The 24,494-nt window shown below is 44.0% G+C and carries 24 protein-coding genes; 13 read left to right on the forward strand and 11 right to left on the reverse strand.

What is annotated here, in order from left to right:
* Positions 1 to 64 precede the first annotated feature (64 nt).
* The 4 genes from AB6E52_RS07645 to AB6E52_RS07660 form a co-directional block, all read right to left on the reverse strand.
* The gene (locus AB6E52_RS07645) at positions 65 to 1,423 is read right to left on the reverse strand and encodes an AmpG family muropeptide MFS transporter (protein WP_017059905.1); all 1,359 of its coding nucleotides are present in this window, start codon (positions 1,421 to 1,423) and stop codon (positions 65 to 67) included.
* Positions 1,424 to 1,476: 53 nt separating this feature from the next.
* On the reverse strand, positions 1,477 to 2,025 hold the full coding sequence (locus tag AB6E52_RS07650; RefSeq protein WP_017059906.1) for a peptidylprolyl isomerase: 549 nt from the start codon (positions 2,023 to 2,025) through the stop codon (positions 1,477 to 1,479).
* Positions 2,025 to 2,594, reverse strand: a complete 570-nt coding sequence (locus tag AB6E52_RS07655; RefSeq protein WP_017059907.1) for a YajG family lipoprotein — start codon at positions 2,592 to 2,594, stop codon at positions 2,025 to 2,027. Before AB6E52_RS07655 ends, AB6E52_RS07650 begins: the two co-directional genes overlap by 1 nt.
* A gap of 66 nt (positions 2,595 to 2,660) precedes the next feature.
* On the reverse strand, positions 2,661 to 3,812 hold the full coding sequence (locus tag AB6E52_RS07660; protein ID WP_017068516.1) for a methyltransferase: 1,152 nt from the start codon (positions 3,810 to 3,812) through the stop codon (positions 2,661 to 2,663).
* Between the two features lie 174 nt (positions 3,813 to 3,986).
* Between AB6E52_RS07660 and bolA the strand changes: the two genes are divergently transcribed.
* The 9 genes from bolA to nqrM all read left to right on the forward strand — a co-directional run bounded on the left by bolA (position 3,987) and on the right by nqrM (position 12,106).
* Complete coding sequence (gene bolA, locus AB6E52_RS07665) at positions 3,987 to 4,295, forward strand: transcriptional regulator BolA (protein ID WP_017064186.1); 309 nt, start codon at positions 3,987 to 3,989, stop codon at positions 4,293 to 4,295.
* 521 nt (positions 4,296 to 4,816) lie between these two features.
* Positions 4,817 to 6,157: a Na(+)-translocating NADH-quinone reductase subunit A gene (locus tag AB6E52_RS07670; protein WP_032545690.1), complete on the forward strand. Its 1,341-nt coding sequence runs from the start codon at positions 4,817 to 4,819 to the stop codon at positions 6,155 to 6,157.
* 5 nt (positions 6,158 to 6,162) lie between these two features.
* On the forward strand, positions 6,163 to 7,407 hold the full coding sequence (locus AB6E52_RS07675; RefSeq protein WP_004735208.1) for an NADH:ubiquinone reductase (Na(+)-transporting) subunit B: 1,245 nt from the start codon (positions 6,163 to 6,165) through the stop codon (positions 7,405 to 7,407).
* Complete coding sequence (locus tag AB6E52_RS07680) at positions 7,397 to 8,164, forward strand: Na(+)-translocating NADH-quinone reductase subunit C (protein ID WP_004735209.1); 768 nt, start codon at positions 7,397 to 7,399, stop codon at positions 8,162 to 8,164. The genes AB6E52_RS07675 and AB6E52_RS07680 overlap by 11 nt, the downstream gene beginning before the upstream one ends.
* Entirely contained in the window at positions 8,164 to 8,796 is a 633-nt protein-coding gene (locus tag AB6E52_RS07685; RefSeq protein WP_008223083.1) for an NADH:ubiquinone reductase (Na(+)-transporting) subunit D, read from the forward strand. Before AB6E52_RS07680 ends, AB6E52_RS07685 begins: the two co-directional genes overlap by 1 nt.
* A 7-nt stretch (positions 8,797 to 8,803) precedes the next feature.
* Positions 8,804 to 9,400 carry an NADH:ubiquinone reductase (Na(+)-transporting) subunit E gene (gene nqrE / locus AB6E52_RS07690; protein WP_009848375.1) on the forward strand — a complete coding sequence of 199 codons (597 nt, stop codon included), beginning with the start codon at positions 8,804 to 8,806 and terminating at the stop codon, positions 9,398 to 9,400.
* Between the two features lie 29 nt (positions 9,401 to 9,429).
* Positions 9,430 to 10,656, forward strand: coding sequence for an NADH:ubiquinone reductase (Na(+)-transporting) subunit F (gene nqrF / locus AB6E52_RS07695; protein ID WP_017059912.1), 1,227 nt, complete (start codon positions 9,430 to 9,432; stop codon positions 10,654 to 10,656).
* A gap of 174 nt (positions 10,657 to 10,830) precedes the next feature.
* Positions 10,831 to 11,835, forward strand: a complete 1,005-nt coding sequence (locus AB6E52_RS07700) for an FAD:protein FMN transferase (protein WP_017059913.1) — start codon at positions 10,831 to 10,833, stop codon at positions 11,833 to 11,835.
* 16 nt (positions 11,836 to 11,851) lie between these two features.
* Positions 11,852 to 12,106 carry a (Na+)-NQR maturation NqrM gene (gene nqrM, locus AB6E52_RS07705; RefSeq protein WP_009848378.1) on the forward strand — a complete coding sequence of 85 codons (255 nt, stop codon included), beginning with the start codon at positions 11,852 to 11,854 and terminating at the stop codon, positions 12,104 to 12,106.
* A 135-nt stretch (positions 12,107 to 12,241) separates the two neighbouring features.
* Here nqrM and AB6E52_RS07710 read toward each other — a convergent pair whose 3' ends face one another.
* The gene (locus AB6E52_RS07710; protein WP_017071276.1) at positions 12,242 to 13,480 is read right to left on the reverse strand and encodes a response regulator; all 1,239 of its coding nucleotides are present in this window, start codon (positions 13,478 to 13,480) and stop codon (positions 12,242 to 12,244) included.
* A gap of 164 nt (positions 13,481 to 13,644) precedes the next feature.
* On the opposite strand from AB6E52_RS07710, the gene dinB reads away from it, so the two are divergent.
* Entirely contained in the window at positions 13,645 to 14,721 is a 1,077-nt protein-coding gene (gene dinB / locus AB6E52_RS07715) for a DNA polymerase IV (RefSeq protein ID WP_017071277.1), read from the forward strand.
* A 64-nt stretch (positions 14,722 to 14,785) separates the two neighbouring features.
* Here the strand turns inward: dinB and AB6E52_RS07720 are convergent, their stop codons facing one another.
* Positions 14,786 to 16,720: an ATP-dependent DNA helicase RecQ gene (locus tag AB6E52_RS07720; protein ID WP_102320252.1), complete on the reverse strand. Its 1,935-nt coding sequence runs from the start codon at positions 16,718 to 16,720 to the stop codon at positions 14,786 to 14,788.
* A gap of 145 nt (positions 16,721 to 16,865) precedes the next feature.
* On the opposite strand from AB6E52_RS07720, the gene AB6E52_RS07725 reads away from it, so the two are divergent.
* The 3 genes from AB6E52_RS07725 to AB6E52_RS07735 all read left to right on the forward strand — a co-directional run bounded on the left by AB6E52_RS07725 (position 16,866) and on the right by AB6E52_RS07735 (position 19,837).
* A complete protein-coding gene (locus tag AB6E52_RS07725; protein WP_017059917.1) occupies positions 16,866 to 17,339 on the forward strand; it encodes a GreA/GreB family elongation factor in 474 nt (157 codons plus the stop codon).
* Between the two features lie 88 nt (positions 17,340 to 17,427).
* Entirely contained in the window at positions 17,428 to 18,186 is a 759-nt protein-coding gene (locus AB6E52_RS07730; protein WP_017059918.1) for a YggN family protein, read from the forward strand.
* 289 nt (positions 18,187 to 18,475) lie between these two features.
* Positions 18,476 to 19,837, forward strand: coding sequence for a sodium-dependent transporter (locus AB6E52_RS07735; RefSeq protein ID WP_102320253.1), 1,362 nt, complete (start codon positions 18,476 to 18,478; stop codon positions 19,835 to 19,837).
* A gap of 204 nt (positions 19,838 to 20,041) precedes the next feature.
* Here the strand turns inward: AB6E52_RS07735 and lipA are convergent, their stop codons facing one another.
* The 5 genes from lipA to AB6E52_RS07760 form a co-directional block, all read right to left on the reverse strand.
* Positions 20,042 to 21,007, reverse strand: coding sequence for a lipoyl synthase (lipA, locus tag AB6E52_RS07740; RefSeq protein WP_017064177.1), 966 nt, complete (start codon positions 21,005 to 21,007; stop codon positions 20,042 to 20,044).
* 4 nt (positions 21,008 to 21,011) lie between these two features.
* A complete protein-coding gene (gene lipB, locus AB6E52_RS07745; RefSeq protein ID WP_017068510.1) occupies positions 21,012 to 21,671 on the reverse strand; it encodes a lipoyl(octanoyl) transferase LipB in 660 nt (219 codons plus the stop codon).
* A 195-nt stretch (positions 21,672 to 21,866) separates the two neighbouring features.
* On the reverse strand, positions 21,867 to 22,145 hold the full coding sequence (ybeD, locus tag AB6E52_RS07750) for a DUF493 family protein YbeD (RefSeq protein WP_026084358.1): 279 nt from the start codon (positions 22,143 to 22,145) through the stop codon (positions 21,867 to 21,869).
* A gap of 232 nt (positions 22,146 to 22,377) precedes the next feature.
* Positions 22,378 to 23,559: a serine hydrolase gene (locus AB6E52_RS07755; RefSeq protein WP_017068508.1), complete on the reverse strand. Its 1,182-nt coding sequence runs from the start codon at positions 23,557 to 23,559 to the stop codon at positions 22,378 to 22,380.
* A 93-nt stretch (positions 23,560 to 23,652) separates the two neighbouring features.
* Positions 23,653 to 24,492 carry a septal ring lytic transglycosylase RlpA family protein gene (locus AB6E52_RS07760; RefSeq protein WP_136974115.1) on the reverse strand — a complete coding sequence of 280 codons (840 nt, stop codon included), beginning with the start codon at positions 24,490 to 24,492 and terminating at the stop codon, positions 23,653 to 23,655.
* Positions 24,493 to 24,494 lie beyond the last annotated feature (2 nt).

A 24,494-nucleotide genomic window follows, 5' to 3' on the forward strand; every position in this document is an offset into this window, starting at 1 on the left:
CTGAAGACAGAACGTAGAAGAGGGTAGATCAATGCTACCCTCTTCTTATTTGTTTTCTTTGACTCTATTCTTGGTTAGTTTTGGCTTTCTCTAATAAATCCGTGAAAAAGTGGCGTAACGAGTAGAGCATGATCAAACTTGGAATCACCATAAGTGCGGTCAGTATAAAGAAGGTTGACCAATCATTGAGGTAATCGACCAATTCACCACTAAATGAAGCCAGTGTTGTTCGACCGAAGTTACCCAAGGATGCGAGTAATGCATATTGGGTTGCAGAGAAGGCCTGCCCAGTTAATAACGTTAAGAAAGAGACAAAAGCTACTGTTGAAAAGGCGGTCGTGAAGTTATCGACAATAATCGTTGCCAAGAACAGTGTTTCACTTGGGCCTGCTTGAGCGATCCATGCAAACATTAGATTACTGGCTGCCATGGCAACACCGCCAATCATCAGTCCGCGTACAATGCCGAATTTTACATTGAAGACGCTGCCTACCAAAGTGAAGAATATGGTTGCGCCCCAACCAATTAACTTCGAATAGTGGCCGATCTGTTCGTTACTGAAACCTATCTCTTTATAGAAGGTGATCGACATGCGACCTAGGAAGGCTTCACCTATCTTAAATAGGAATACGAACAGCAGTAGGGTGATGGCAACTTGAACTCCGTTTCGTTTGAAGAAGTCATAAAACGGTTCTAACACGGTAACACTGAACCAAGCCACGACTTTCGAACCGACAACCTTATTGTGGCGTTGCTGAGCCTGTTCTTGCAGGGCTTCGCGTTGTGTATTTGGCTCTCCGACAAAAAGAGTAAACAGCATTAGTACGACAACGACGCCTGCCATTCCGTAATACACGCCATTCCAACCGATTGAGTCTGCGTTAATAAAGGCAAGGTAGCCTGGTAGAGAATACCCCGTCCACCAACCAATTACGGCCATTGCAGAAGCTTGCGGCAGTTTTGATGCTTCGGATTTTGGGAAGGTATCAATACGAAATGCATCAATCGCGATGTCTTGCGTGGCTGAGGCAATGGCAATAGCGAGCGCCAACATTGAAGTAAACGCCAAGTTCTCTGCGGGATTGACGCCTGCGATGAATAAGGTACCGATTAAAACAATGGATTGGCAGAAAAAGATCCAACTGCGTCGCTGGCCGAGTATTGCGTGAAGCACCGGCAGTTTTACTCGGTCTACCAATGGTGCCCATAGAAAGTTAATCGCATACACGGCAAACACACTGCCAAAGTAGCCGATGGCAGCACGCGTTAAACCTGCATCTTTTAGCCAACCAGACATATTGGATCCAATAAGAACCCATGGGAAGCCACTCGAACAGCCGAGCATAAACACCCAAAGTAGGCGTTTATCTAGGTAGCTGCGGAAAGTCTGCATCCAAGAAAGAGAGGGAGTGCCTGATGACATAGGGCGTCCTTGTGTAGAAAAACGCCCTTAAGAAATAAGGGCGTTAGATTGGATTACTTAAGAAGGGTCACTTTAGTGATGACGATTGGGTCAACTGGTATGTCTGACATGCGGCCCATTCGCTTGGTTGGAATCGTTGCCATCTTTTGAACAACATCAAAACCTTCAGTTACTTTGCCGAATACAGCGTAGCCTGGGTTGCTACCTTTTGCGTTCAAGAAGTCATTATCAGAGAAGTTAATGAAGAACTGACGAGTTGCAGAATCTGGCGCATTAGTACGAGCCATCGCGATTGTTGCTGTATCGTTCTTCAAGCCATTGCTGCCTTCATTCTTGATAGGAGCGTAAGTTGCTTGTTGATTCATCTCTTGATCGAAGCCGCCACCTTGAGCCATAAAGCCAGGAATAACACGGTGGAAGATAGTGCCTTCGTAGCTGCCGTCTGCCACGTATTTTAGGAAGTTCTCCGCGCTAACTGGTGCTTGTTCTTGGTTAAGCTCAATAGTGAAGTCGCCTAATGTTGTTTCCACGTTTACTTTAGGACCAGCCCAAACGCTTACGCTCACTAGCATTAATGCGATAGAAGATAAAATACGACCCATTAGAAACGTTCCTTCATGTAAGTTTGTAGCTCTTGGTCGTTAGCGATCTCAGTAAGAACCAAGTTGATCACGTCATTAAGAACCATAGAGATGTCGTCGTTAGATGCACTCAATGCACCAGTGCGTGTTGCAGTGCCGTTGAATGTTTTAACTAGTTTGCCTTCAGGCGTTTCAGCGGTAACTTCAAGCGTTACTTTACCGTCCATTTTGTTTTCCATAATGGTGTGCTCTACGGTAACGAGTGCTTCTTGAATCTCTAAAACAATCGAGTTTTCACTGTTTACGCTCGCACGAAAACCTTGAGACTCTAACTGCTGTGCAACAGCATTTTCTAGAGAGATACGCATGTTTTGCTTAGCGTGAATTGGCTGAATGTTTGAACGGCCACTATCAACCAATGCAACATATTGAGCGGCACGAACATCTTTACTGGTTAGTGTGTATGTTTTGCCTTGTACAAGGTTGCTTGAGCTTAGTGAAGCTTCTGGCATTACATTGATCTGTTCTTGCTGAGGGGCTGAACATGCTGTCAAAGCCATAATAGAAGCAGCCAAAATCAGTTTTTTCATTCCTTTATCCTTTCTAAATTCACACCAGAAGCTCGGTATCTTAAATTCTTGTGAAGTCGTTTCTGCTTATTTATTAAAATTCGCAGGTTCTCTTGTTGCTTGTAATATCTCAAATTTTTGGTTTAGTTCAAGCGTTTCAACGTTAGCTTCACCAAATAGTCTTGCTAGTTTGACATCGTATCCGAGGTGTCGGTTGCCAATAACAATTAATTTGCCTCCATTGCTTAGAACATGCTTTGCATCACAGAACATTTGCCACGCAATGTGATCCGTAATCGCTTGTTGCTGATGGAATGGAGGATTACACATCACTAAGTAGGTGCTGTTTTTCTTGAAGCCATCTAAACAGTTGTTGGCGATGAACTGGAAGTTGCCTTCTTCACCAAGGTTATCTTTGACGTTTTGGCGCGCCGATTCCACCGCCATAAAGCTTTCATCCACACAGGTGATACGGGCTTGTGGGTTCAATTGCCCTGCTTTTACACTCAATACACCGTTGCCACAACCAAGATCGATGATATGACGTAGCTCAGGATCTTGAGGGATGTGCTCTAGCATATAGCGAGCGCCTTGATCGAGTGCTTCCCCTGAGTAAACATTTGGTAAATTTTTCAGGCGGATATCTTCACCGTCTACATCCCATTCAACAAAAGGCTCTACCGTTTGAATTGGCTGGCAGTTTGGAGATGAGAAGACTAAGCGGTGTTTTTTCTTCGCTAGTGATGTTTTGGTTTCGCCTAGGTATTTTTCGAACAGGTTAAGCGTAGAGGTGTGAATCTCTTTTACCTTGTTGACGCCGATCACTTGGCAGCCTTCAGGCAATGCTTGGCGTAGCTGGCTCAGTTGCCAGATTAGGTGACGATTTGTTTTTGGCAGCTGCATGATCACAAGGTCGATACCGTGTGGGATATCATCCATCGTGTTCAAGAAGTTCACTCGGTTACTTTGATTGCGCTGCAAGTTTTTCAGGGCACCGCGATGAGAGATAAATGAGTCGCTCATCATGGTGACATCATGATCTTTCGAGAACCAAGCGGATAGGGCACCGAAGCTGTCGTTCATGATCAGGATGTGTTTGCCTGGTTCGAGGTTCATCTCTTCAACATGACTGATCAGGTATTCGTCGCCCGCATCCCAAGCTTGAAGGGTTTCATTTGAACGTTTCGGGAAACGATGTAAGGTTAAAGTTCTATCGTGAAGGGTAAGTTCGGTTTTCATTGCTTGAGATACTTATGTAAGAAATAACAAAGATATTGTCTCAAATGCAGGCTGAACAAGATAGAAAAAACTCAACCAAACCTACGCCATTCGCTATCAAATACTCAGACAGTCGACCGCTTAGGGTTTATACTCATCCCACGGATAATGCCAATACGTTATTAAGGAATCACAATGATCCAAGAAGTTATCGAAACAAAATTGCACAATGAGTTTTCACCAAGTCATTTAAACGTGGTTAATGAGAGCTATATGCACAATGTTCCGGCCGGTTCTGAGAGTCATTTTAAAGTGATTGTTGTCAGTGATGTGTTTGAAGGATTGCGTCTTATTGCTCGTCATCGAGCGGTAAATAAAGCTCTTTCAGAAGAGCTAGCGAATAATATTCACGCACTGTCCATTCACACTTATACAAAAGATGAATGGATGAAGCAGCTCGATAACGTGCCAGACAGCCCTATGTGTATGGGTGGTGGCAAGTAACACAGCGAGCATATTGACAAAAGGTGGTGATGCCGCCTTTTTTGTCGCCAAACCTATGTGTTTTTCGTTGTTATATCACTCAAACTGATGGCAATTTGAACGACTAAAAATACCTACAATGAGTAATGTTTTTATTAACAGTGTTTCAACATAACTCGTAAAATAATAGTTTGTGACAGAGTATTAATCTCTTGTTTAAAACACGTTTCAAAAGCCATTTTATCTGTGCGGCTCGTCAAATTTATACATATTTGAGAGTCCATATGCTTCAAATCTCACCAAATAAACGCGGTATTCAAGTTATTGGTCATGGCATCAAGTTGTCAAAAAATGCTAGAATACGGCACCTGATAAATCTCACATAATATTTGTGATGAGTTTATTAATGTAATGTTGCGATTTTGGTATCTCAAATTTACCAAAACCGGACACTGTAATGTCGTGTCTAAGGGCGATTTTAAAACGTCCTGAATTTACGCAATTAAAAGAATCTTTTTCCCGATAAAGTAGTGCAAGTGCGTATGATTACAATAAAGAAGGGTTTGGATCTTCCTATCGCAGGAACTCCATCCCAGGTGATTAATGATGGTAAGTCCATCACTAAAGTCGCCTTGCTTGGCGAAGAGTACGTTGGTATGCGTCCTACGATGCATGCTCGCGTTGGTGATGAAGTGAAGAAAGGCCAAGTTCTTTTTGCAGATAAAAAGAACCCAGGTGTTGTATTTACTTCTCCAGCAAGCGGTAAAGTTATTGAAGTGAACCGTGGTGCTAAGCGTGTTCTTCAATCAGTAGTGATTGAAGTAGCAGGCAATGAGCAAATCACGTTCAATAGCTATGAAGCTAACCAACTAGCAAGTCTTGACCGTGAAACGGTTAAAGCTCAGTTAGTTGAGTCTGGCGCATGGACCGCTTTGCGAACTCGTCCGTTCAGCAAGGTTCCAGCAGTTGATTCTGAAACTCAGGCTATTTTCGTTACTGCTATGGATACTAATCCGCTAGCAGCTGAGCCAGAATTAATCATTAACGAGCAGTCTGATGCTTTCGTTGCTGGTTTAGATCTTCTTTCAACTCTGACTAACGGTAAAGTGTACGTTTGTAAAAAAGGTACTAGCTTACCTCGTTCAGCTCAGTCTAACGTTGAAGAACATGTTTTTGATGGCCCACACCCTGCAGGTCTTGCAGGCACGCATATGCATTACCTATACCCGGTAAATGCACAAAATGTAGCGTGGAGCATTAACTACCAAGACGTTATCGCATTCGGTAAGTTGTTCCTTACTGGTGAGATTTACTCTGAGCGTGTTGTTTCTCTGGCTGGTCCAGTAGTTAACAACCCTCGTCTAGTTCGTACTCAAATTGGTGCTAGCCTTGAAGAGTTGACGGACAGCGAGTTGATGCCAGGTGAAGTTCGCCTGATCTCAGGTTCAGTGCTATCTGGTGTTCACGCTTCAGGTCCACATGCTTACCTTGGCCGTTACCATCAACAAGTTTCGGTTCTTCGTGAAGGTCGTGATAAAGAGCTATTCGGCTGGGCTATGCCTGGTAAGAACAAGTTCTCTGTTACTCGTTCATTCCTTGGTCACGTGTTTAAAGGTCAGTTGTTCAATATGACAACGACAACGAACGGTAGTGATCGCTCTATGGTTCCAATTGGTAACTACGAGAAAGTAATGCCATTAGATATGGAGCCTACTTTGCTGCTTCGCGATCTATGCGCTGGTGACGTTGATAGTGCACAAGCACTTGGTGCGCTAGAGCTAGATGAAGAAGATTTAGCACTGTGTACCTTTGTATGTCCTGGTAAGTACGAGTACGGTCAGTTACTTCGTGAATGCCTAGATACAATTGTGAAGGAAGGGTAATTTTCATGGGCCTTAAAAAGTTTATTGAAGACATCGAGCATCATTTTGAACCAGGTGGTAAACACGAAACGTGGTTTGCGCTTTACGAAGCAGCAGCAACACTTTTCTACACACCAGGTACTGTTACAAAGAAAAGCTCGCATGTCCGTGATAGCGTTGATTTAAAACGTATCATGATCATGGTTTGGCTTGCGGTATTCCCAGCAATGTTCTGGGGTATGTACAACGCAGGTGGTCAGGCTATCGCAGCACTAAACCACATGTATTCAGGTGCAGAACTAGTTTCTATCATTGATGGTAACTGGCACTACTGGCTAACCGAAATGCTTGGAGCCTCCTTAGGGGCCGATGCAGGTTGGGGCAGTAAGATGCTCTTGGGTGCGACTTACTTCTTACCTATCTACGCAACGGTATTTATCGTTGGTGGTTTCTGGGAAGTACTGTTCTGTATGGTGCGTAAGCACGAAGTCAACGAAGGTTTCTTTGTTACTTCTATCTTATTTGCGCTTATCGTTCCGCCAACGCTTCCTCTATGGCAAGCAGCACTAGGTATTACCTTTGGTGTTGTTGTTGCGAAAGAGATCTTCGGTGGTACGGGTCGTAACTTCTTGAACCCTGCTCTTGCTGGTCGTGCGTTCCTGTTCTTTGCATACCCTGCACAGATTTCAGGTGACGTAGTTTGGACTGCTGCAGATGGCTTCTCTGGTGCAACAGCGCTTAGCCAATGGGCTCAAGGCGGCGGTAGTGCACTAATGAACGTAACATCAGGTGAAGCAATCACTTGGATGGACGCATTCATTGGTAACATTCCAGGTTCTATCGGTGAAGTTTCAACGCTTGCACTTATGATTGGTGCAGCAATGATTGTTTACATGGGCATTGCGTCATGGCGCATCATTGCGGGTGTAATGATCGGTATGGTTGCAGTATCAACACTATTTAACGTGATTGGTTCTGACACTAATGCGATGTTCAGCATGCCTTGGCATTGGCACCTAGTTTTAGGTGGCTTCGCGTTCGGTATGTTCTTCATGGCGACTGACCCAGTATCAGCTTCATTTACCAATAAAGGTAAGTGGTGGTACGGCATCCTAATCGGCGCAATGTGTGTAATGATTCGTGTAGTTAACCCTGCATACCCAGAAGGCATGATGCTTGCGATTCTATTCGCAAACCTATTTGCTCCTCTGTTTGACCACGTTGTAATCGAGAAGAACATTAAGCGGAGACTAGCGCGCTATGGCAAGTAATAACGATAGCATTAAAAAGACGCTGTTTGTTGTTATCGCATTGAGCCTAGTGTGCTCAATCATCGTTTCAACAGCTGCAGTTGTTCTTAAACCTAAGCAACAAGCTAACGCAGTTCTGGATCAGCAAACTAAGATCCTTGAAGTTGCGGGCATTGAACTTGCGGGTAATATCCCAGCACTGTACGCAGAGAACATCGAACCTCGTCTAGTTGATTTCGCTACTGGCGATTTCGTTGACGGCGACGCTGCTGCATACGACCAACGTAAAGCGGCAAAAGATCCGGCTCAGTCAATCAAGCTTTCAGCTGAAGATGACATCGCTAAGATCATTCGTCGTGCTAACACGGGTACGGTATACCTAGTGAAAGATGGCGCTGAAACTTCTAAAGTTATCATCCCTGTTCACGGTAACGGTCTATGGTCAATGATGTACGCATTCGTTGCGGTAGAAACTGATGGCAACACAGTTTCTGGTATCACTTACTACGAGCAAGGTGAAACTCCTGGACTTGGTGGTGAAGTTGAGAACCCAACTTGGCGCGCTCAATTCGTTGGTAAGAAATTATTCGACGAAAACCACAAACCTGCTATCCAGGTTGTTAAAGGTGGCGCTCCTCAAGGTTCTGAGCACGGTGTAGATGGCCTTTCTGGTGCAACACTGACTAGCGTTGGTGTTCAACATACATTTGACTTCTGGTTAGGTGATATGGGCTTTGGTCCGTTCCTAGCAAAAGTTCGTGACGGAGGTCTGAACTAATGTCTAGTGCAAAAGAAATTAAAAAGAGCATCTTAGCGCCGGTGTTGGACAACAACCCAATTGCGCTACAGGTTCTTGGTGTGTGTTCTGCTCTTGCGGTAACCACTAAGCTAGAAACAGCATTTGTTATGACTATCGCGGTAATGTTCGTTACTGCTCTGTCTAACTTCTTCGTTTCTTTGATCCGTAACCACATTCCTAACAGTGTGCGTATCATCGTTCAGATGGCAATTATCGCATCACTAGTAATCGTGGTAGACCAAGTGCTTAAAGCATACCTATACGATATCTCTAAGCAGCTATCTGTATTCGTAGGCCTAATCATTACTAACTGTATTGTAATGGGTCGTGCTGAAGCATTCGCAATGAAGTCTGCGCCAATCCCATCTCTAATCGATGGTCTTGGTAACGGTCTTGGTTACGGTTTCGTTCTTATCACTGTTGGTTTCTTCCGTGAGCTTCTAGGCTCTGGCAAACTATTTGGTATGGAAGTACTACCTCTAGTGAGCAACGGTGGTTGGTATCAGCCAAACGGCTTGATGCTTCTAGCACCTTCTGCATTCTTCCTAATTGGTTTCTTGATTTGGGCAATTCGTGTGTTCAAACCAGAACAAGTAGAAGCGAAGGGGTAAGGTAGTCATGGAACATTATATTAGTCTGCTAGTTAAATCGATTTTCATCGAAAACATGGCGCTTTCTTTCTTCCTAGGTATGTGTACATTCCTAGCGGTATCTAAGAAAGTTAAAACTTCTTTTGGTCTTGGTGTTGCGGTAGTTGTAGTACTTACAATCGCTGTTCCTGTAAACAACCTTGTTTACACACACATCCTGAAAGAAAACGCGCTTGTTGAAGGTGTCGATTTAAGTTTCCTTAACTTCATCGCATTCATCGGTGTTATCGCGGCACTTGTACAAATCCTAGAGATGGTTCTAGACCGTTTCTTCCCACCTTTGTACAACGCACTAGGTATCTTCCTTCCACTGATCACAGTTAACTGTGCAATCTTTGGTGGTGTATCTTTCATGGTAACTCGTGACTACAACTTTGCTGAATCTGTTGTTTACGGCTTCGGTTCTGGTGTGGGTTGGATGTTAGCTATCGTTGCTCTTGCGGGTATCCGTGAGAAGATGAAGTACTCTGACGTACCTCCAGGTCTTCGTGGCCTTGGTATCACGTTCATTACTGTTGGTCTGATGGCGTTAGGCTTTATGTCTTTCTCTGGTGTTCAACTGTAGGGTAAGCACCCAGTAATAAGGAATAACAAATGTTTAGTATTATTCTTGGCGTAGCGATGTTTACCATTATTGTACTGGCTCTAGTACTAGTGATTCTTTTCGCTAAGTCTAAGTTAGTACCATCAGGTGACATCACTATTTCAGTAAACGGCGACCCTGAAAAGGCGATCGTTACTCAACCTGGTAGCAAGCTACTTGGTGCCCTGGCTGGCGCTGGTATCTTCGTATCTTCTGCTTGTGGTGGCGGTGGCTCTTGTGGTCAGTGTCGTGTAAAAGTTAAGTCTGGTGGTGGCGACATCCTTCCAACTGAACTTGATCACATCACAAAAGGTGAAGCTCGCGAAGGCGAACGTCTTGCATGTCAAGTTGCTATGAAAACTGACATGGAGATTGAACTAGACGAAGATATCTTTGGTGTTAAAAAGTGGGAATGTACTGTTATCTCGAATAACAACGAAGCTACTTTCATCAAAGAACTTGCTCTAGCGATCCCTGAAGGTGAAGAAGTTCCGTTCCGCGCGGGTGGTTACATTCAGATTGAAGCTGAACCACATCACGTGAAATACGCAGATTACGATATTCCTGAGGAATACCGTGGTGACTGGGATAAGTTCAACTTGTTCCGTTATGAGTCTATCGTTAAAGAGCATTCGATCCGTGCTTACTCTATGGCTTCATACCCAGAAGAGAAAGGCATCATCAAGCTTAACGTGCGTATCGCAACTCCGCCGCCAAACAACCCTGACGTAGCTCCTGGTGTTATGTCTTCATACATCTGGTCTCTTAAAGAAGGCGACAAATGTACTATTTCTGGTCCATTTGGTGAGTTCTTTGCTAAAGACACAGACAATGAAATGGTATTCATCGGTGGTGGTGCAGGTATGGCGCCTATGCGTTCTCATATCTTCGACCAACTTAAGCGTCTTAAGTCTACTCGTAAGATGTCTTACTGGTATGGCGCGCGTTCTAAGCGTGAGATGTTCTACATTGAAGATTTCGATGGCCTAGCGGCTGCAAACGAAAACTTCGTGTGGCACTGTGCACTGTCTGATCCTCAACCAGAGGACAACTGGGACGGTTACACTGGTTTCATCCACAACGTACTGTACGAAAACTACCTGAAGGATCACGAAGCTCCTGAAGATTGTGAGTACTACATGTGTGGTCCACCGATGATGAACGCTGCTGTTATCGGCATGCTGAAAGATCTTGGTGTAGAAGATGAAAACATCCTACTAGATGACTTCGGTGGTTAATCCACTTAAGTGATTGATATTATGGCTGACTCCTACGAGTCAGCCATTTGTTTTTCTAAGACAGCTTTTGACAACATACTGGCTTATATAAGAAAGAGTAAGGCATTCAAAATACCTATTTTTTACTCTTATTTTTCCTTATATAAATCCTCAACATTAGACAGGAGTAAGCAAGTGAGAATTTGGCTTGTTGCATTAACTTCTTTGATTTTTCTTGCGGGCTGTGAGCAGTCAAGAGAGCAAGTGCATTTGAGTGGCCCAACGATGGGCACGAGTTACAATATTAAATACATCAATGGTGATGAATTTCCTGAGTCTAATGAAGTTCATACAGAGATCGATCGTCTACTTGAAGAAGTAAACGACCAGATGTCGACTTACCGTGAAGATTCCGAATTAAGCCGTTTCAACCAGCATAAAGGTGCGGATGCGTTCGAAGTATCTGAGCAAACAGCGACGGTTGTGAAAGAAGCGATTCGTTTGAACGGTCTTACTGAAGGAGCTCTGGATGTAACGGTTGGTCCGTTAGTTAACTTATGGGGTTTTGGTCCTGAAGCTCGTCCTGAAGTTGTGCCATCAGATGAAGAGCTGGCGGCTCGCAAGGCTAAGATTGGTATCCATCATCTTAGTGTTGAAGGCAACATGTTGAAGAAAGACCTACCTAACCTGTATGTCGATCTATCCACGATTGCAAAAGGTTGGGGTGTTGACGTCGTCGCTGACTACCTTGATTCTATCGGTATTCACAACTACATGGTTGAAGTCGGTGGCGAAATTCGTCTGAAAGGTTTAAACCGTGAGAACGTGGGCTGGCGTATCGCGATTGAGAAACCAAGCGTTGATGAGCGTAATATCCAAGAGATCATCGAGCCGGGTGATATGGCTATCGCAACCTCTGGTGATTACCGTAACTATTTTGAACGTGATGGTGTTCGTTACTCACACATCATCAACCCTGAAACAGGAAAGCCTCTTCACCATAAAGTGGTTTCTGTGACTGTTTTAAACCCGTCTTCAATGACTGCAGACGGCTTATCTACGGGCCTTATGGTCTTAGGTGAGGAAAAAGGAATGGAAGTCGCAAACCAACATAACATCCCAGTGTTCATGGTGGTAAAAACAGCAGATGGCTTTAAAGAAATTGCTTCTGAAGCATTTAAGCCATACTTAGGTAAATAAGGTAAGCGAGATAATTATGAATACATTTCTGATTACATTTGGTGTTTTTCTTGCAGTAATCGCAGCGATGTCAATTGGCTACATTATCCAAAAGAAAGTTGTGAAAGGTAGCTGTGGCGGTTTGGGTGCTGTTGGTATTGATAAAGTATGTAACTGCCCTGAACCTTGTGACGCGCGTAAGAAGCGTGAAGCACGTGAAGCTTACCGTGAAGAGAAGCTGGCTGAGCGTCAACAAAAAGAAGCGGCTTGGAGTAAAGACCGTATCGCTTAATTGGTGACAGTCATAGGGGATAGAGTTATCTATGCCCTCAAATTGAAAAGCTCAAGATTATCGTCTTGAGCTTTTTTAGTTTTGAGGTCTAGCAATTAATCTTGGTATACCAAAAATGGAAACAGAGGCGAATGACTATTGTTCGATTTGCATGCTGTTACGCGCAAACACTAGTTGGTTTCTACCTTGCTCTTTTGCCGTATAAAGAAGCTCATCAGCGGCTTTGATCTGCTCATCTAGCTTCGCGTCTAAATCGGTTACGCCGATACTGATACTGACCTTGATTCTTTGAGAGTCATGCTCAACAACATGGCTTTCAATGGCTTCTCTCATGGACTCTAAGTTGTCAACAAAGCTCTCAAACGAACCACACGACTGAATACAAAATTCTTCGCCACCGAAGCGTACAGCAACATCATCTTTAAAATGGTCTTTGATGATCTTGCCGACTTCCACGAGGACTGCATCACCACCATCGTGACCGTAGGTGTCGTTCACTTTCTTGAAGAAGTCGATATCCATCATGGCTATACTGCGCTGCTCACAACCTTTACATGTTTGATTGAACAGGTAACGACGGTTCCATAAGCCAGTAAGAGCATCCTCGTTGGCATGTCGAAATAGCTCGTTGGCCGCTTCTTTCATATCAAGCAGTTGATGGATACGGCAAAAAAATTCTTCTTGGTTAAAAGGCTTGTAAAGGAAGTCGTTAGCCCCCGCTTTAAGGAATCGAGCTGTCATGGTGCGATCATCGCTGCCTGATAACCCTAGAATAGCCAACTGGTTTCTGTCGTGATCGCGTCGTATCTCACGGATCATCGCTATACCGTCTTTCTTCGGCATATCATGGTCTGTAACAACGAACGTAATATCGGGATCGTTATGAAGGAGCTTTAATGCTTGTTCGCCATCTTCGGCTTGGATAGTTTGGATATATTGGTGTTCTAGAAGTTGAGCTATGTAACGGCGAACGACCGCTGAATCATCGACAACCAATGCTTTGTGATGGCGATTATTCGAAATTCTTTGAACCAGGGGAAGTAGGTAGCTTACTGATGACATACTGTCTTTAAGTATGTAATCGATAACGCCTTTGGCTAGGACTTGCTCTCGCAGTTGATTGTCGAACATCCCGGTCAGGACAATGATTTTCTGTTGATAGCCTAAGACGAGATCAATGATCTCACCGTCTTGCCCGTCAGGTAAGCAGTAATCTAATACGGCACACAAGAAATCCGTCTCTTGTTCCAAGATGTTTTTTGCTTCTGCAATCGATTCAGCAACTGCTACCTCATAACCGCTATTTTTCAGCTGTTGGTACAGGTAGTTGCGAAATGCTCGGCTATCTTCCACTACTAGTATTTTTTCACTCACAAGCGATCCCTACTTATAGACTAAATACTCGTTAACAATAGTATCAGAAGAGCTCATGGCTATTGAAGAGAAACCTCTTTAGCTGGACTCGAGATCGTTTTAAATCTGATAATAATTGGATTATACTGTTTATAGATACAGTTGTAAGGTCGAGTGATTCCTAGATGTGTAGCGCGGGTGAAGAGAAAGTAAGAAAAATAATTCATGTTGATATGGATTGTTTTTACGCGGCTGTAGAAATGCGTGATAACCCTGCTTACCGAAATCGCCCGTTAGCTGTTGGTGGGCATGAAAAGCAACGCGGCGTTTTGAGCACCTGTAATTATGAAGCCCGCAAGTTTGGTGTTCGCTCTGCAATGCCTACCGGAAAGGCCCTACAGCTTTGTCCTAATCTATTGGTTGTGCCGGGAAGAATGTCGGTCTATGTCGAGATATCTAAAAAGATCCGTGAAATCTTCTCTCGATACACATCAATCATTGAACCACTTTCCTTGGATGAAGCTTTCCTTGATGTCACCGATTCTAAGCGGTGTCACGGTTCAGCAACACTTATTGCCGAGTCTATTCGCCGTGATATTTGGAACGAACTAAACCTGACAGCTTCTGCAGGAATTGCACCGATTAAATTCTTGGCGAAAGTGGCCTCAGATCTGAATAAGCCCAATGGTCAGTTTGTTATCCCTCCACAAGACGTGCAATCAGTGATCGATGAGCTACCACTTGAAAAGATTCCCGGTGTCGGCAAAGTGAGCATAGAAAAGCTGCACCAAGCGGGTTTCTTTACTTGTAAGGATATCAAAGAGTCTGACTATCGAGACCTGCTACTCAAGTTTGGCCGTCAAGGTGCATCACTCTGGAAGCGCAGTCATGGCATTGATGATCGAGAAGTTATCATCGAGCGCGAGCGAAAATCGGTAGGCGTAGAGCGCACCTTCACTCAAAATATTTCAACTTACGCTGAATGTTGGCAGGTAATCGAAGACAAGCTATTTCCTGAACTCGAGACTCGCTTAGAAAAGGCTAGTCCAAGCAAAGCGATCATCAAGCAGGGCATTAAGCTCAAGTTCGCCGATTTTCAACAAACCACGATTGAGCACATCCACGCCTCTCTCGATCGTGAACACTTCAAAGAGCTGCTTAGTGAAATACTGAAAAGACAACAAGGGCGAGAGATACGCCTACTTGGTTTAAGTGTAATGCTGCAACCCAAAGACCAAATGCGTCAGTTGAGCTTCTTTTAAAGATAATGAGTGAGATGAATACCGACTACGCTTCATAGCCTAGTCGGTTTTTTATAAGTAAGAATTACCTAGGAAGTTGTTTTACTCGCGCTAAGGTATCACTGAACGGTTGCTGCTCTAGCTTGCCGTAACCGACCATTTTACTGGCTTTGAGTTTGGTTGAAAGCGGGGTGGCGATTCCACATAAGAAGCGAGTAATTGCCTCGTCGGTAATCAGTTGTTGGCTAGCCGAAATAAACTCATGTATCCATGTCATCACCGTCTCATCATCGATAGGTTCAACATCAACGGTTGGTAAGATTGCCACTTCTCCTCGACATACAGAGCAGTGACCGCAGTTTGTTGGTGCTTTATCATCGGCAAAATAACTCGCAAGGCGTGAGCTTAGGCAAGTATCCGCCTCAAAGAAATTCAGCATTTGGTTAAGGCGGTTTATCTCGCTGTTTTCTTTTGCTTTAAACAACTCAGTTAGACGCTCTGACAGTTGCATCATATCTTCAGAAGTATTGTGGATCGCGTAGACATCGGTGATCTGCTTGCTTTCTAGTTCAATCCAACCTTGTTCATTGAAGTAGTCGATAGCCGCAATCACACGCTGACGATCGGCTTGGAAGTGTGTCCAAAGCGCATCGAAGTCGACTTGGCACCACACTCTTGCTTGAGGAGAGCATTGGAAAATCGCTTCGACAAATTGACGACGTTCACTTTGAAATTGCTCTGTGATCTGCTGTTTCGGACGAATGAACTTAAATTTGTAGTCTGCGAAGTAGCTGTACTTGGGCTCAATCACACCTTCAATTTCGAGATACACCAGTAGTGTTTTTAGCGGTAACTGACGAATGTTGGATTCACGTGATAGTTGATTAAGCATGATCTCCCATTGATTCGAGCCAGAAGCGCCAATGTTTTGATTTTCGTAGATCTCTTTTAATACCGCTTGGATCGATATGTTGTCTGGCGTATCACCAAAAACGAAGTTCTCGAGTGTGCTTAAACCGTGTTTGTTAGCCAGTAAAATACATTCAGACGCTTGCCCATCTCGACCAGCTCTGCCGATCTCTTGTGAGTAGTTTTCGTTCGATTTTGGTAAGTCAAAGTGAATCACTCGGCGAATGTTGGACTTATCCACGCCCATACCAAACGCGATAGTTGCGACGATACAGCTCACGTCATCATTCATGAATTGGTGTTGAATAGCATCTCTATTTTCAGGCTTAAGACCCGCATGGTAAGCCACTGCATTAACGCCAGCATTGCGAAGCTGCTGAGCCACCATCTCTGCCGTTTGTTGAAGGGTGACATAAACAATAGTCGGAGCGAGAGAAGCTTGGTTAACCACATTGCATAAGGTTTCTAGCTTACTGGTTTGTTCACAAGGTTGAATCGACAGATCGAGATTTTGACGATAGAAACCCGTAACCACAACGCGCTCCTCATCAATTTCAAACTTTGACTTCATATCTTGGATAACCGCTGTAGTCGCAGTGGCTGTCAGTAGTAGAACCTGAGGAATATTGAGCTGTTTTTGGTATTGAGGAAGCTTCAGGTAGTCGGGTCTGAAGTTGTGTCCCCATTCTGAAATACAGTGCGCTTCATCGACCACAAGCAGTGAGATCGACACTTGGGAGATAAACTGACGAAAGCGTTCGTTCTTCAAGCGCTCGACGGAGATCATGAGGATCTTGGTGTCACCGTTACGCACTGACTGCATAACCTGTTGTGTGGTTTGTCGGTCTTGGCTTGATTCGATTGCCGCTGCGCTAATGCCTTTACTGTGCAGGAAAGCGAGTTGGTCTTTCATCAAGGCTAACAGTGGCGATATCACCAAGGTTAAGTGCGGTAACTCTAATGCTGGTAATTGATAGCACAGCGATTTACCTGAGCCTGTCGGGAATATCGCGGCAGTCGAGTGACCAGATAGAACGTTATCAATGACTTGCTTTTGCCCATTGCGCAGTGAGTCGAATCCGAATACTTGTTTTAGCTTCTGCTCAATCATTTATGTTCTACCTGAGTTATTAAGTGTCGTATTGATGCTAAAGCGGGCGCCCATTCATGATAGCGTCGCTTGATGAATCAAATGTCTTGCACCTGATTGTACCTAATTCTATTCTGTAGCTCCTATAGAAAAGCACCCCAATAGTATGAATAAGTCTGAGCTTCGCCAAATAATCATAGAGCAACTTGAATCCCGATTACGTATCGCACAATCTGCTACTCAACGCGCTATTGATGCTGCGACAGATGAAGAGACAGTGCCTGAACATAAGTACGATACATTGGCATTAGAAGCTTCGTATCTCGCCCATGGTCAAGCGGTGAGGGTACAAGAGTGTGAAGACGATATTCAGTGTTATCGTAACTTAGTGTTGCGTGATAGTGAGAAGGTTACGGTGAGCAGTTACGTTGTGGTCATTGACGAGCATGATCAATATAAACACTTTTTTATGGGGCCGAGAGTCGGCGGACTTTCTGTCACGTGGAATGAGAATGAGATTGCCATCGTGACGGCAAATGCACCTTTTGGCCAGGCTCTAATGGGTAAAGAAGTTGGTGATGAGATTGAGTTTAAGGTCGCAGATAAACAGTTTTGCTACGAAGTTATCTCTATCGACTAACTAACTGACTAATAGATATAAAACGTTTCTCTGACAAAGGAGCATATACCAAGGGTATAGTAATCTGTCAGATTGATGAGAGGATGTTATGAAAAACAATGTATTAATTGCATCACTAACAGCGGTTATCGCTGTTGTGAGCTTGCCAACGTTTGCTGCTCAGTGTCGAGTTGATTTGAAGAATGAACTACGAATTGATGACCAAAAAGTCGAAATCCATCAAGTGAATGGTGATACGGCCGTTTTTGATGATAACAACGACCTCTATATTCATGGTGAGAAGGTTGAGCTTGATGCCGACCAACAAGCGGCGATTGAGAAATATCGCGAAAACATGAGTGAGTACTTACCTCGAGCGAAACAAATGGCCAACGATAGCTTAGCGTTAGCCAATGACGTGATTGATGATATCGCGGCTAGCCTGGATTCACCTGAGTCATTTGATAATGTAAAAGAATCAATGAAAACCTACTTTGCAGAACTGGAAGCGCGTTATTACAAAGATGGCGAATTAGTGTTGCCTGCAGAAAGCTTTGATTCGATGGCCAATGGCTGGTCTGAAGATTTCGAGAAGGCGAAAGAAATCTTTAACCAAGAATTTATCTCTAGCGCTTTTAATGCGATGTCAGAAAAAATGAAACAAGACGGTGGCCTAAACCTGACTGAACTGGCTGACAGTATGGCTGAATTAAAGCTGAAAGTTGAAGAGCGAATGAAAGAACACTCTCAACAAGTACAGGAGGAAGCGAATGAGTTCTGTGATTCACTTGATGAGATGGCAGAACAAGAGCAAGAACTGCATGAAATCATTCCGAACTTAAAAGATTACCAAGTCTTCACAATTTAATTCGAGTCTAGTGATGAATAGTAAGAGCACCGGTCGGTGCTCTTTTTGTTTGTATAAATGGAACCACACGGCGAGTATTTATCTCAATTCAATCCATTTCCTTCTTAAGCCTACTGCTTCGCTTTGTTGCTTATAATTGAACGATAAGACTGGTTTTTTGTTAATTTTGTTGTTCTAAATAGCGCATTGATTGTAAAAATCAGAGAATTGTTCATTTATTGGTTGTGCCTATCATTGCTTTTTATTACTGTACTTCTCAACTAGTTCACTGATTTTTAATGCGGGCGATATGGACCAACAATCTTCCTCTTCAAGAGAGCACTTTAGCTCTCGTTTAGGTTTTATTTTAGCAGCGGCTGGTGCAGCGGTTGGCTTGGGTAATATTTGGGGTTTCCCGACTCAAGTTGCTAGCAACGGTGGTGGCGCTTTCCTTTTAGTCTATTTGATCATGATCTTCGTGGTTGCTTTCCCTATGTTGGTGGTTGAGATGGCTATAGGCCGTCACGGCCAAGCAAACCCAGTTGATAGCATGCGATCTTTGACGACAAACCCTTTGGGTAAGAAAGTCGGTGAGTTTGTCGGTTGGGTTGGACTGAGTGTACCAAGCGCAGTGTTGGCGTTTTACAGTATTGTTGCTGGCTGGTTGATCTGTTTCCTAATTGGTGCGGTCGCGGATCTTATCGGCCTAGAAGCGATTGCTGATTGGTTTAAGGGCTTCAGTGTTGAGCGCAACGTATTTGGTACCGTCGCGTTCTATGTACTGACTATCTTGATTGTGCAGGGCGGTGTTAAGCAAGGCATCGAGAAATGGTCGACTCGTTTGATGCCTGCGCTGTTTGTTTTATTTGGCTTATTGTTTGTTTACATCATGACGCAATCTGGCGCGATGGAAGGCCTAAAACATTACCTTATTCCAGACTTTGAGAAAGTGTGGGATAGAAAACTGATTCTGGCGGCAATGGGACAGGGGTTCTTCTCACTCACTATTGGCGGTTGCTCGATGTTGGTTTATGGCTCTTACTTAAGCAAGAAAGAGAACCTACCAAAAATGGCGATGAACGTAACTCTGGTGGATACTGCTGTCGCTTTTATTGCTGGATTAGTGGTGATGCCAGCAATGTTTGTTGCGATGCAAAAAGGCGTTCAAATCTACGCTGAAGACGGCTCACTATTAAGCTCTGACACTCTAGTATTCACGGTTTTGCCGTTGATGTTTGATAGTTTAGGTGTGCTTGGACAGATCTTTGCGATTGTGTTCTTTTTACTACTAACGATTGCTGCACTGACTTCTTCGATTTCGATGCTTGAAGGCCCGGTTGCGCTAGTGAGTGAGCGTTTCAATACTAGACGAACGCCAACAAGCTGGGTGATTGGTGGTGCTATCGCGCTGTTTAGTGTGGTGATTGTTTACAACTTTGCTGCGATGTTTGGCATGGTAGCGATGATTGCAACTCAGTATCTTCAACCAGTCGCTGCACTGATGTTCTGTGTGTTTGGTGGTTGGGTATGGAGCCGAGCTTCAAAAGTGAAAGAGCTTGAACAAGGCAGTCCTGATTTTCAACTTGGTTGGTTTGGTAAGGTTTGGCCAATGTATGTGAAGTTTGTGTGCCCAATTTTGGTAGCAACGGTTATCTGGGCATCTTTCGGTTAATGCAGAACCCTATCTGGGCTTTTTGAAATTACCTCCTCTGAACTTGAAATATTAAGCACAAAGCCACTCATAAAGAGTGGCTTTGTTGTTTTTATATAAAGCTTAGTGGCACGAAATATAAAGCTATAGCGGCACGAACAAGATAGAAAAAAGGCGCTGAACATAATATTCAGCGCCTTTGCATTGTTCGTTAAGCAATCGTGATTACTTAATTTCCATACCTTGAGCTTGCAAGTCCGCATGGTAAGAAGAACGTACAAACGGGCCACACGCTGCGTGAGTAAAGCCTAGCTCTAGAGCAATCTCTTTCAGCTCATCGAACTCAGAAGGCGGCACGTAGCGTTCTACTGGTAAGTGGTGACGGCTTGGTGCTAGGTATTGACCTAGTGTCAGCATAGTCACACCATGTTCGCGAAGGTCTTTCAGTACTTGAACGATCTCTTCTTTTGTCTCGCCAAGACCCATCATCACACCTGATTTTGTTGGGATATCAGGGTGCTGCTCTTTGAATTTCTTCAGTAGATCAAGAGACCACTTGTAGTTCGCACCTGGACGCGCTTTACGGTATAGACGTGGCGCTGTCTCTAGGTTGTGGTTGAAAACATCTGGCGGGTTGTCTTTCATTAGGTCAAGCGCAACGTCCATACGACCGCGGAAGTCTGGAACCAGTGTTTCGATACGAATATTTGGGTTGAGTTCGCGAATCTCACGGTTACAGTCAGCAAAGTGCTGAGCACCGCCGTCACGCAAGTCATCACGGTCAACTGAAGTGATTACAACGTACTTCAGTTTCATGTCTTGAATTGTTTTAGCCAGTTTCTTCGGCTCTTCAGCTTCAGGAGCAACAGGACGACCATGGGCAACATCACAGAACGGGCAGCGACGAGTACAGATAGCGCCAAGAATCATAAACGTTGCCGTACCGTGGTTGAAACACTCGGCTAGGTTAGGGCAAGACGCTTCTTCACAAACTGAGTGCAGGTTGTTTTTACGCATTGCTGATTTGATTTCTTGAATACGATGGCTGTCTGAAGGAAGTTTAATCTTCATCCATTCAGGCTTACGTAGAACTTCTTTCTGTTCAGCAGGCATATTCTTTACGGGAATTAATGCCATTTTGTCAGCGTCACGATATTTAACGCCTTTTTCCATTTGGATTGGTTTGCTCATGATTTTATGCTTCTGCTGTAATGTTACTGGTGGCTTGAATGTCTACTTGGTCATAGCCGAGTAGCTCTACGAGCTCTTGTATTAACTGTTGCTCAACGTTTTCTAGTTCACTTGGTCCGCCGAGTTGGCTTACCTGCGCCATTTCCATACCTTGGTAACCACATGGGTTAATACGTAGGAATGGAGACAGGTCCATATCGACGTTGAGTGCTAACCCGTGGAACGAGCAGCCACGTCGAATACGTAATCCAAGTGAACAGATTTTCTTGCCATCGACATAAACACCAGGAGCGTCAGGTCGGGCAGCTGAATCTATATTGTAAGCTTTCAGAGTATTGATTACGAGGTTCTCGATATGAGTAACCAAATCACGTACTCCGAATTTCTTGCGGCGGATGTTAATCAGAAAGTAAGCCACTAATTGGCCTGGGCCGTGGTAAGTCACTTGGCCACCGCGATCGCTTTGTATTACAGGGATATCACCGGCATTTAATACATGCTCAGCTTTGCCTGCTTGTCCTTGAGTGAAGACAGGGTTGTGTTCAACCAACCAAACTTGGTCTAGGTCTTCTTCCGTGCGTTCGTCTGTGAACTTATGCATGGCTTTCCATACAGGTTCGTAATCCTGACGGCCTAATTTTTTTACGATTAGCTTATTTTGCAAAGCTGCACTCCCTCAAGGATTAATAAAGTGAACGCATTATAAACGCGAAACATGATTCTAACTACAGACGGACTGCAAGGTTTTTCAACTTTCTTTGTATTTATTGAAAATTAAGTTGAATGAATTTGAGCTAGATAGGGCGCTTTAAACAAAAACAGCGGCAATAAGCCGCTGTTTTTCATGTGTAATCGGAGATTACAGAACCATACGAACGATTTCGATCTCGCCCAGTTCTTTATAAAGAGTTTCTACTTGCTCAATTGAAGTCGCAGTAATATTGATAGAAACAGAGTGGTAGTTACCTTTCGCACTTGGTTTTAGCGTTGGGCTGTAGTCACCAGGAGCATGACGCTGGATCACTTCTAGTACTAGCTCAGTCAGTTCTGGCTTAGCGTGGCCCATTACTTTGTAAGTGAATGAACAAGGGAACTCTAAGAGGTCTTTTAGTTTTGCATCAGAATTGATGTTCATGATTAGCTCCAAAAGGCTAGACTCTCGCAAATTGGCGAAATGTCGATAAAAAGCGTGTTCGGTCAACAGACACGAGTAATAAGGCGGAATATTACGTGTAAATATCACCGAACTCAAGATCAACAAAAGCCGCACATGGCGGCTTTTGGTTCGCTAATGAGTAAATCATGAACTTACTCATTAGGTTAGCTATACAACAAGCTTGGGTTTTACCTAGAACAAACCTTTTGCTTGTTTAGAATAAACCCTTGAACAGAAGAACTAGGTAGTCCCATAGACGGCTGAATAGGCTGCCTTGGTCTACATCTTCAAGTGCTAGTAGTGGGTATTCAGCAACGTCTTCACCGTCTACTTGGTAGAATAGTTTACCAACTACATCGCCTTTGCTGATTGGCGCTTCTAGCTCTTTCTCAAGAACGAAGCTTGCCTTCAGGTTCTTAGCTTGACCACGAGGTAGCGTTACGAAAGTATCTTCGTCGACACCCAGTGCAACTGTGTCCTTGCTACCCATCCAGATCTTCTCTTCTACGAAGGTTTCACCGGCTGTGTGTGGTGCCACTGTTTCAAAGAAGCGGAAGCCGTAGCTAAGCAGTTTTTTGCTTTCTGTTTTACGAGCATTCGCATTCTTGGTACCCATAACTACAGCCACTAGGCGCATTTTGCCTTCTGTCGCTGAGCTTACTAGGCTGTAACCTGCATTGCTTGTGTGGCCCGTTTTGATGCCATCAACGTTCATGCTCTTATCCCATAACAGACCGTTACGGTTGTATTGGGTGATGCCGTTGTATGTGAATTTCTTCTCTGAGTAGATACGGTACTCGTCTGGTACGTCGCGAATCAGCGCCTGACCAAGTAGCGCCATATCGTAAGGCGTTGAGTATAGGTTCGGGTTGTCTAGACCGTGCACGTTAGCAAAGTGCGTGTCTTTCATGCCGATAGAGCTTGCCCAAGCGTTCATTAGGTCAACGAATGCATCTTCAGAGCCAGCGATGTGTTCAGCCATAGCAACACATGCGTCGTTACCTGATTGAATGATGATACCGCGGTTTAATTCTTCAACTTTAACCGTAGTGCCCACTTCAACGAACATCTTAGATGAATCTGGGAAGTTTTTAGCCCAAGCATTTTCACTGATTACAACATCGTCGTTTAGGTTGATGTTGCCACGGTCGAGCTCTTGGCCGATCACGTAGCTCGTCATCATCTTGGTTAAACTTGCTGGAGAAAGCTGAGTATTCATCTCTTTCTCTGCTAGTACTTTGCCTGAATGGTAATCCATCAGAACAAAACCTTTAGCGGCGATTTGAGGAGCATCAGGAACAACAATAGGAGCGGCGAATGACGATGTAGCTATCGTTGCAGAAAGAGCAACAGAAGTAGCAAAAATCGATTTAACAAGTTTATTAGATTTAATCATTTTAAATGCAATTATTTGGTGAACTATTCATATATTAACAGAATCACTCTGTCACACCAGAGCGCTGATTACCAGAAGTAACTGTTAGATTAATTAGCGAGTTAGGGTGTGTTTTTTTATATAAGCTGACGGGTAACCCATTAGCTTAACTTGTTCTAATTTCTCTTGAGTCAGAGCATAGTCATGAAATGGCCCAATCATCAGACGGTAGTTGTCATCATTTGGCTGCAAGAACGTTGCTACTTCTAGCTTTTCGGCTAGATCTTTCGCTAACTTTTCGGTCCTATCTTCATGTGGAGATGTTGCGACTTGAATAATAAATTGCGGTAAAGCAGCCTTTTTATTTGCGTCGGTTGGCATAGCCACAGTAATGACTTCAATCTCAACATTTGCCGTGCCGGTTCTCAACACATCGAGCTTGTAAGCTGCCGCATAACTAAGGTCAATGATTCGGCCTTCATGGAATGGGCCGCGGTCATTGATACGAACAATTGTCGTTTTGTTGTTGTCAGTATTCGTCACTTTTACATAGCTTGGAATTGGCAATGTTTTGTGCGCCGCAGACATCGAATACATGTCATAGATCTCGCCGTTAGACGTTAAGTGACCATGAAATTTCTTACCGTACCAAGAGGCTTTGCCTTTCTCAGTAAACCCTTCGGTCTTCTTTACGATCTTGTAGTCTTCGCCACGTAAAGTGTAATCCGTGTTACCACCTAAACTATAAGGTTCATACTGAGGGTGAGCATCCTCGAGATGCTCTACTGAGATAGGTGCGTCTGGTGCAATATCTGAATCAATATCGTAGCGGCCTGTTGGCTGCTTTGAAGAACAACCATTGATTAAAATCGCTAGCCCTAAGATAGAGGCTATTTTTTTGATTGGCAGCTCATCAACCAAGGATGCTTTTTTTGGAAACGTTGTAATAGACATCG

It is taken from the genome of Vibrio sp. 10N.247.311.13, assembly GCF_041467595.1.
GTDB lineage: Bacteria > Pseudomonadota > Gammaproteobacteria > Enterobacterales > Vibrionaceae > Vibrio > Vibrio crassostreae_C.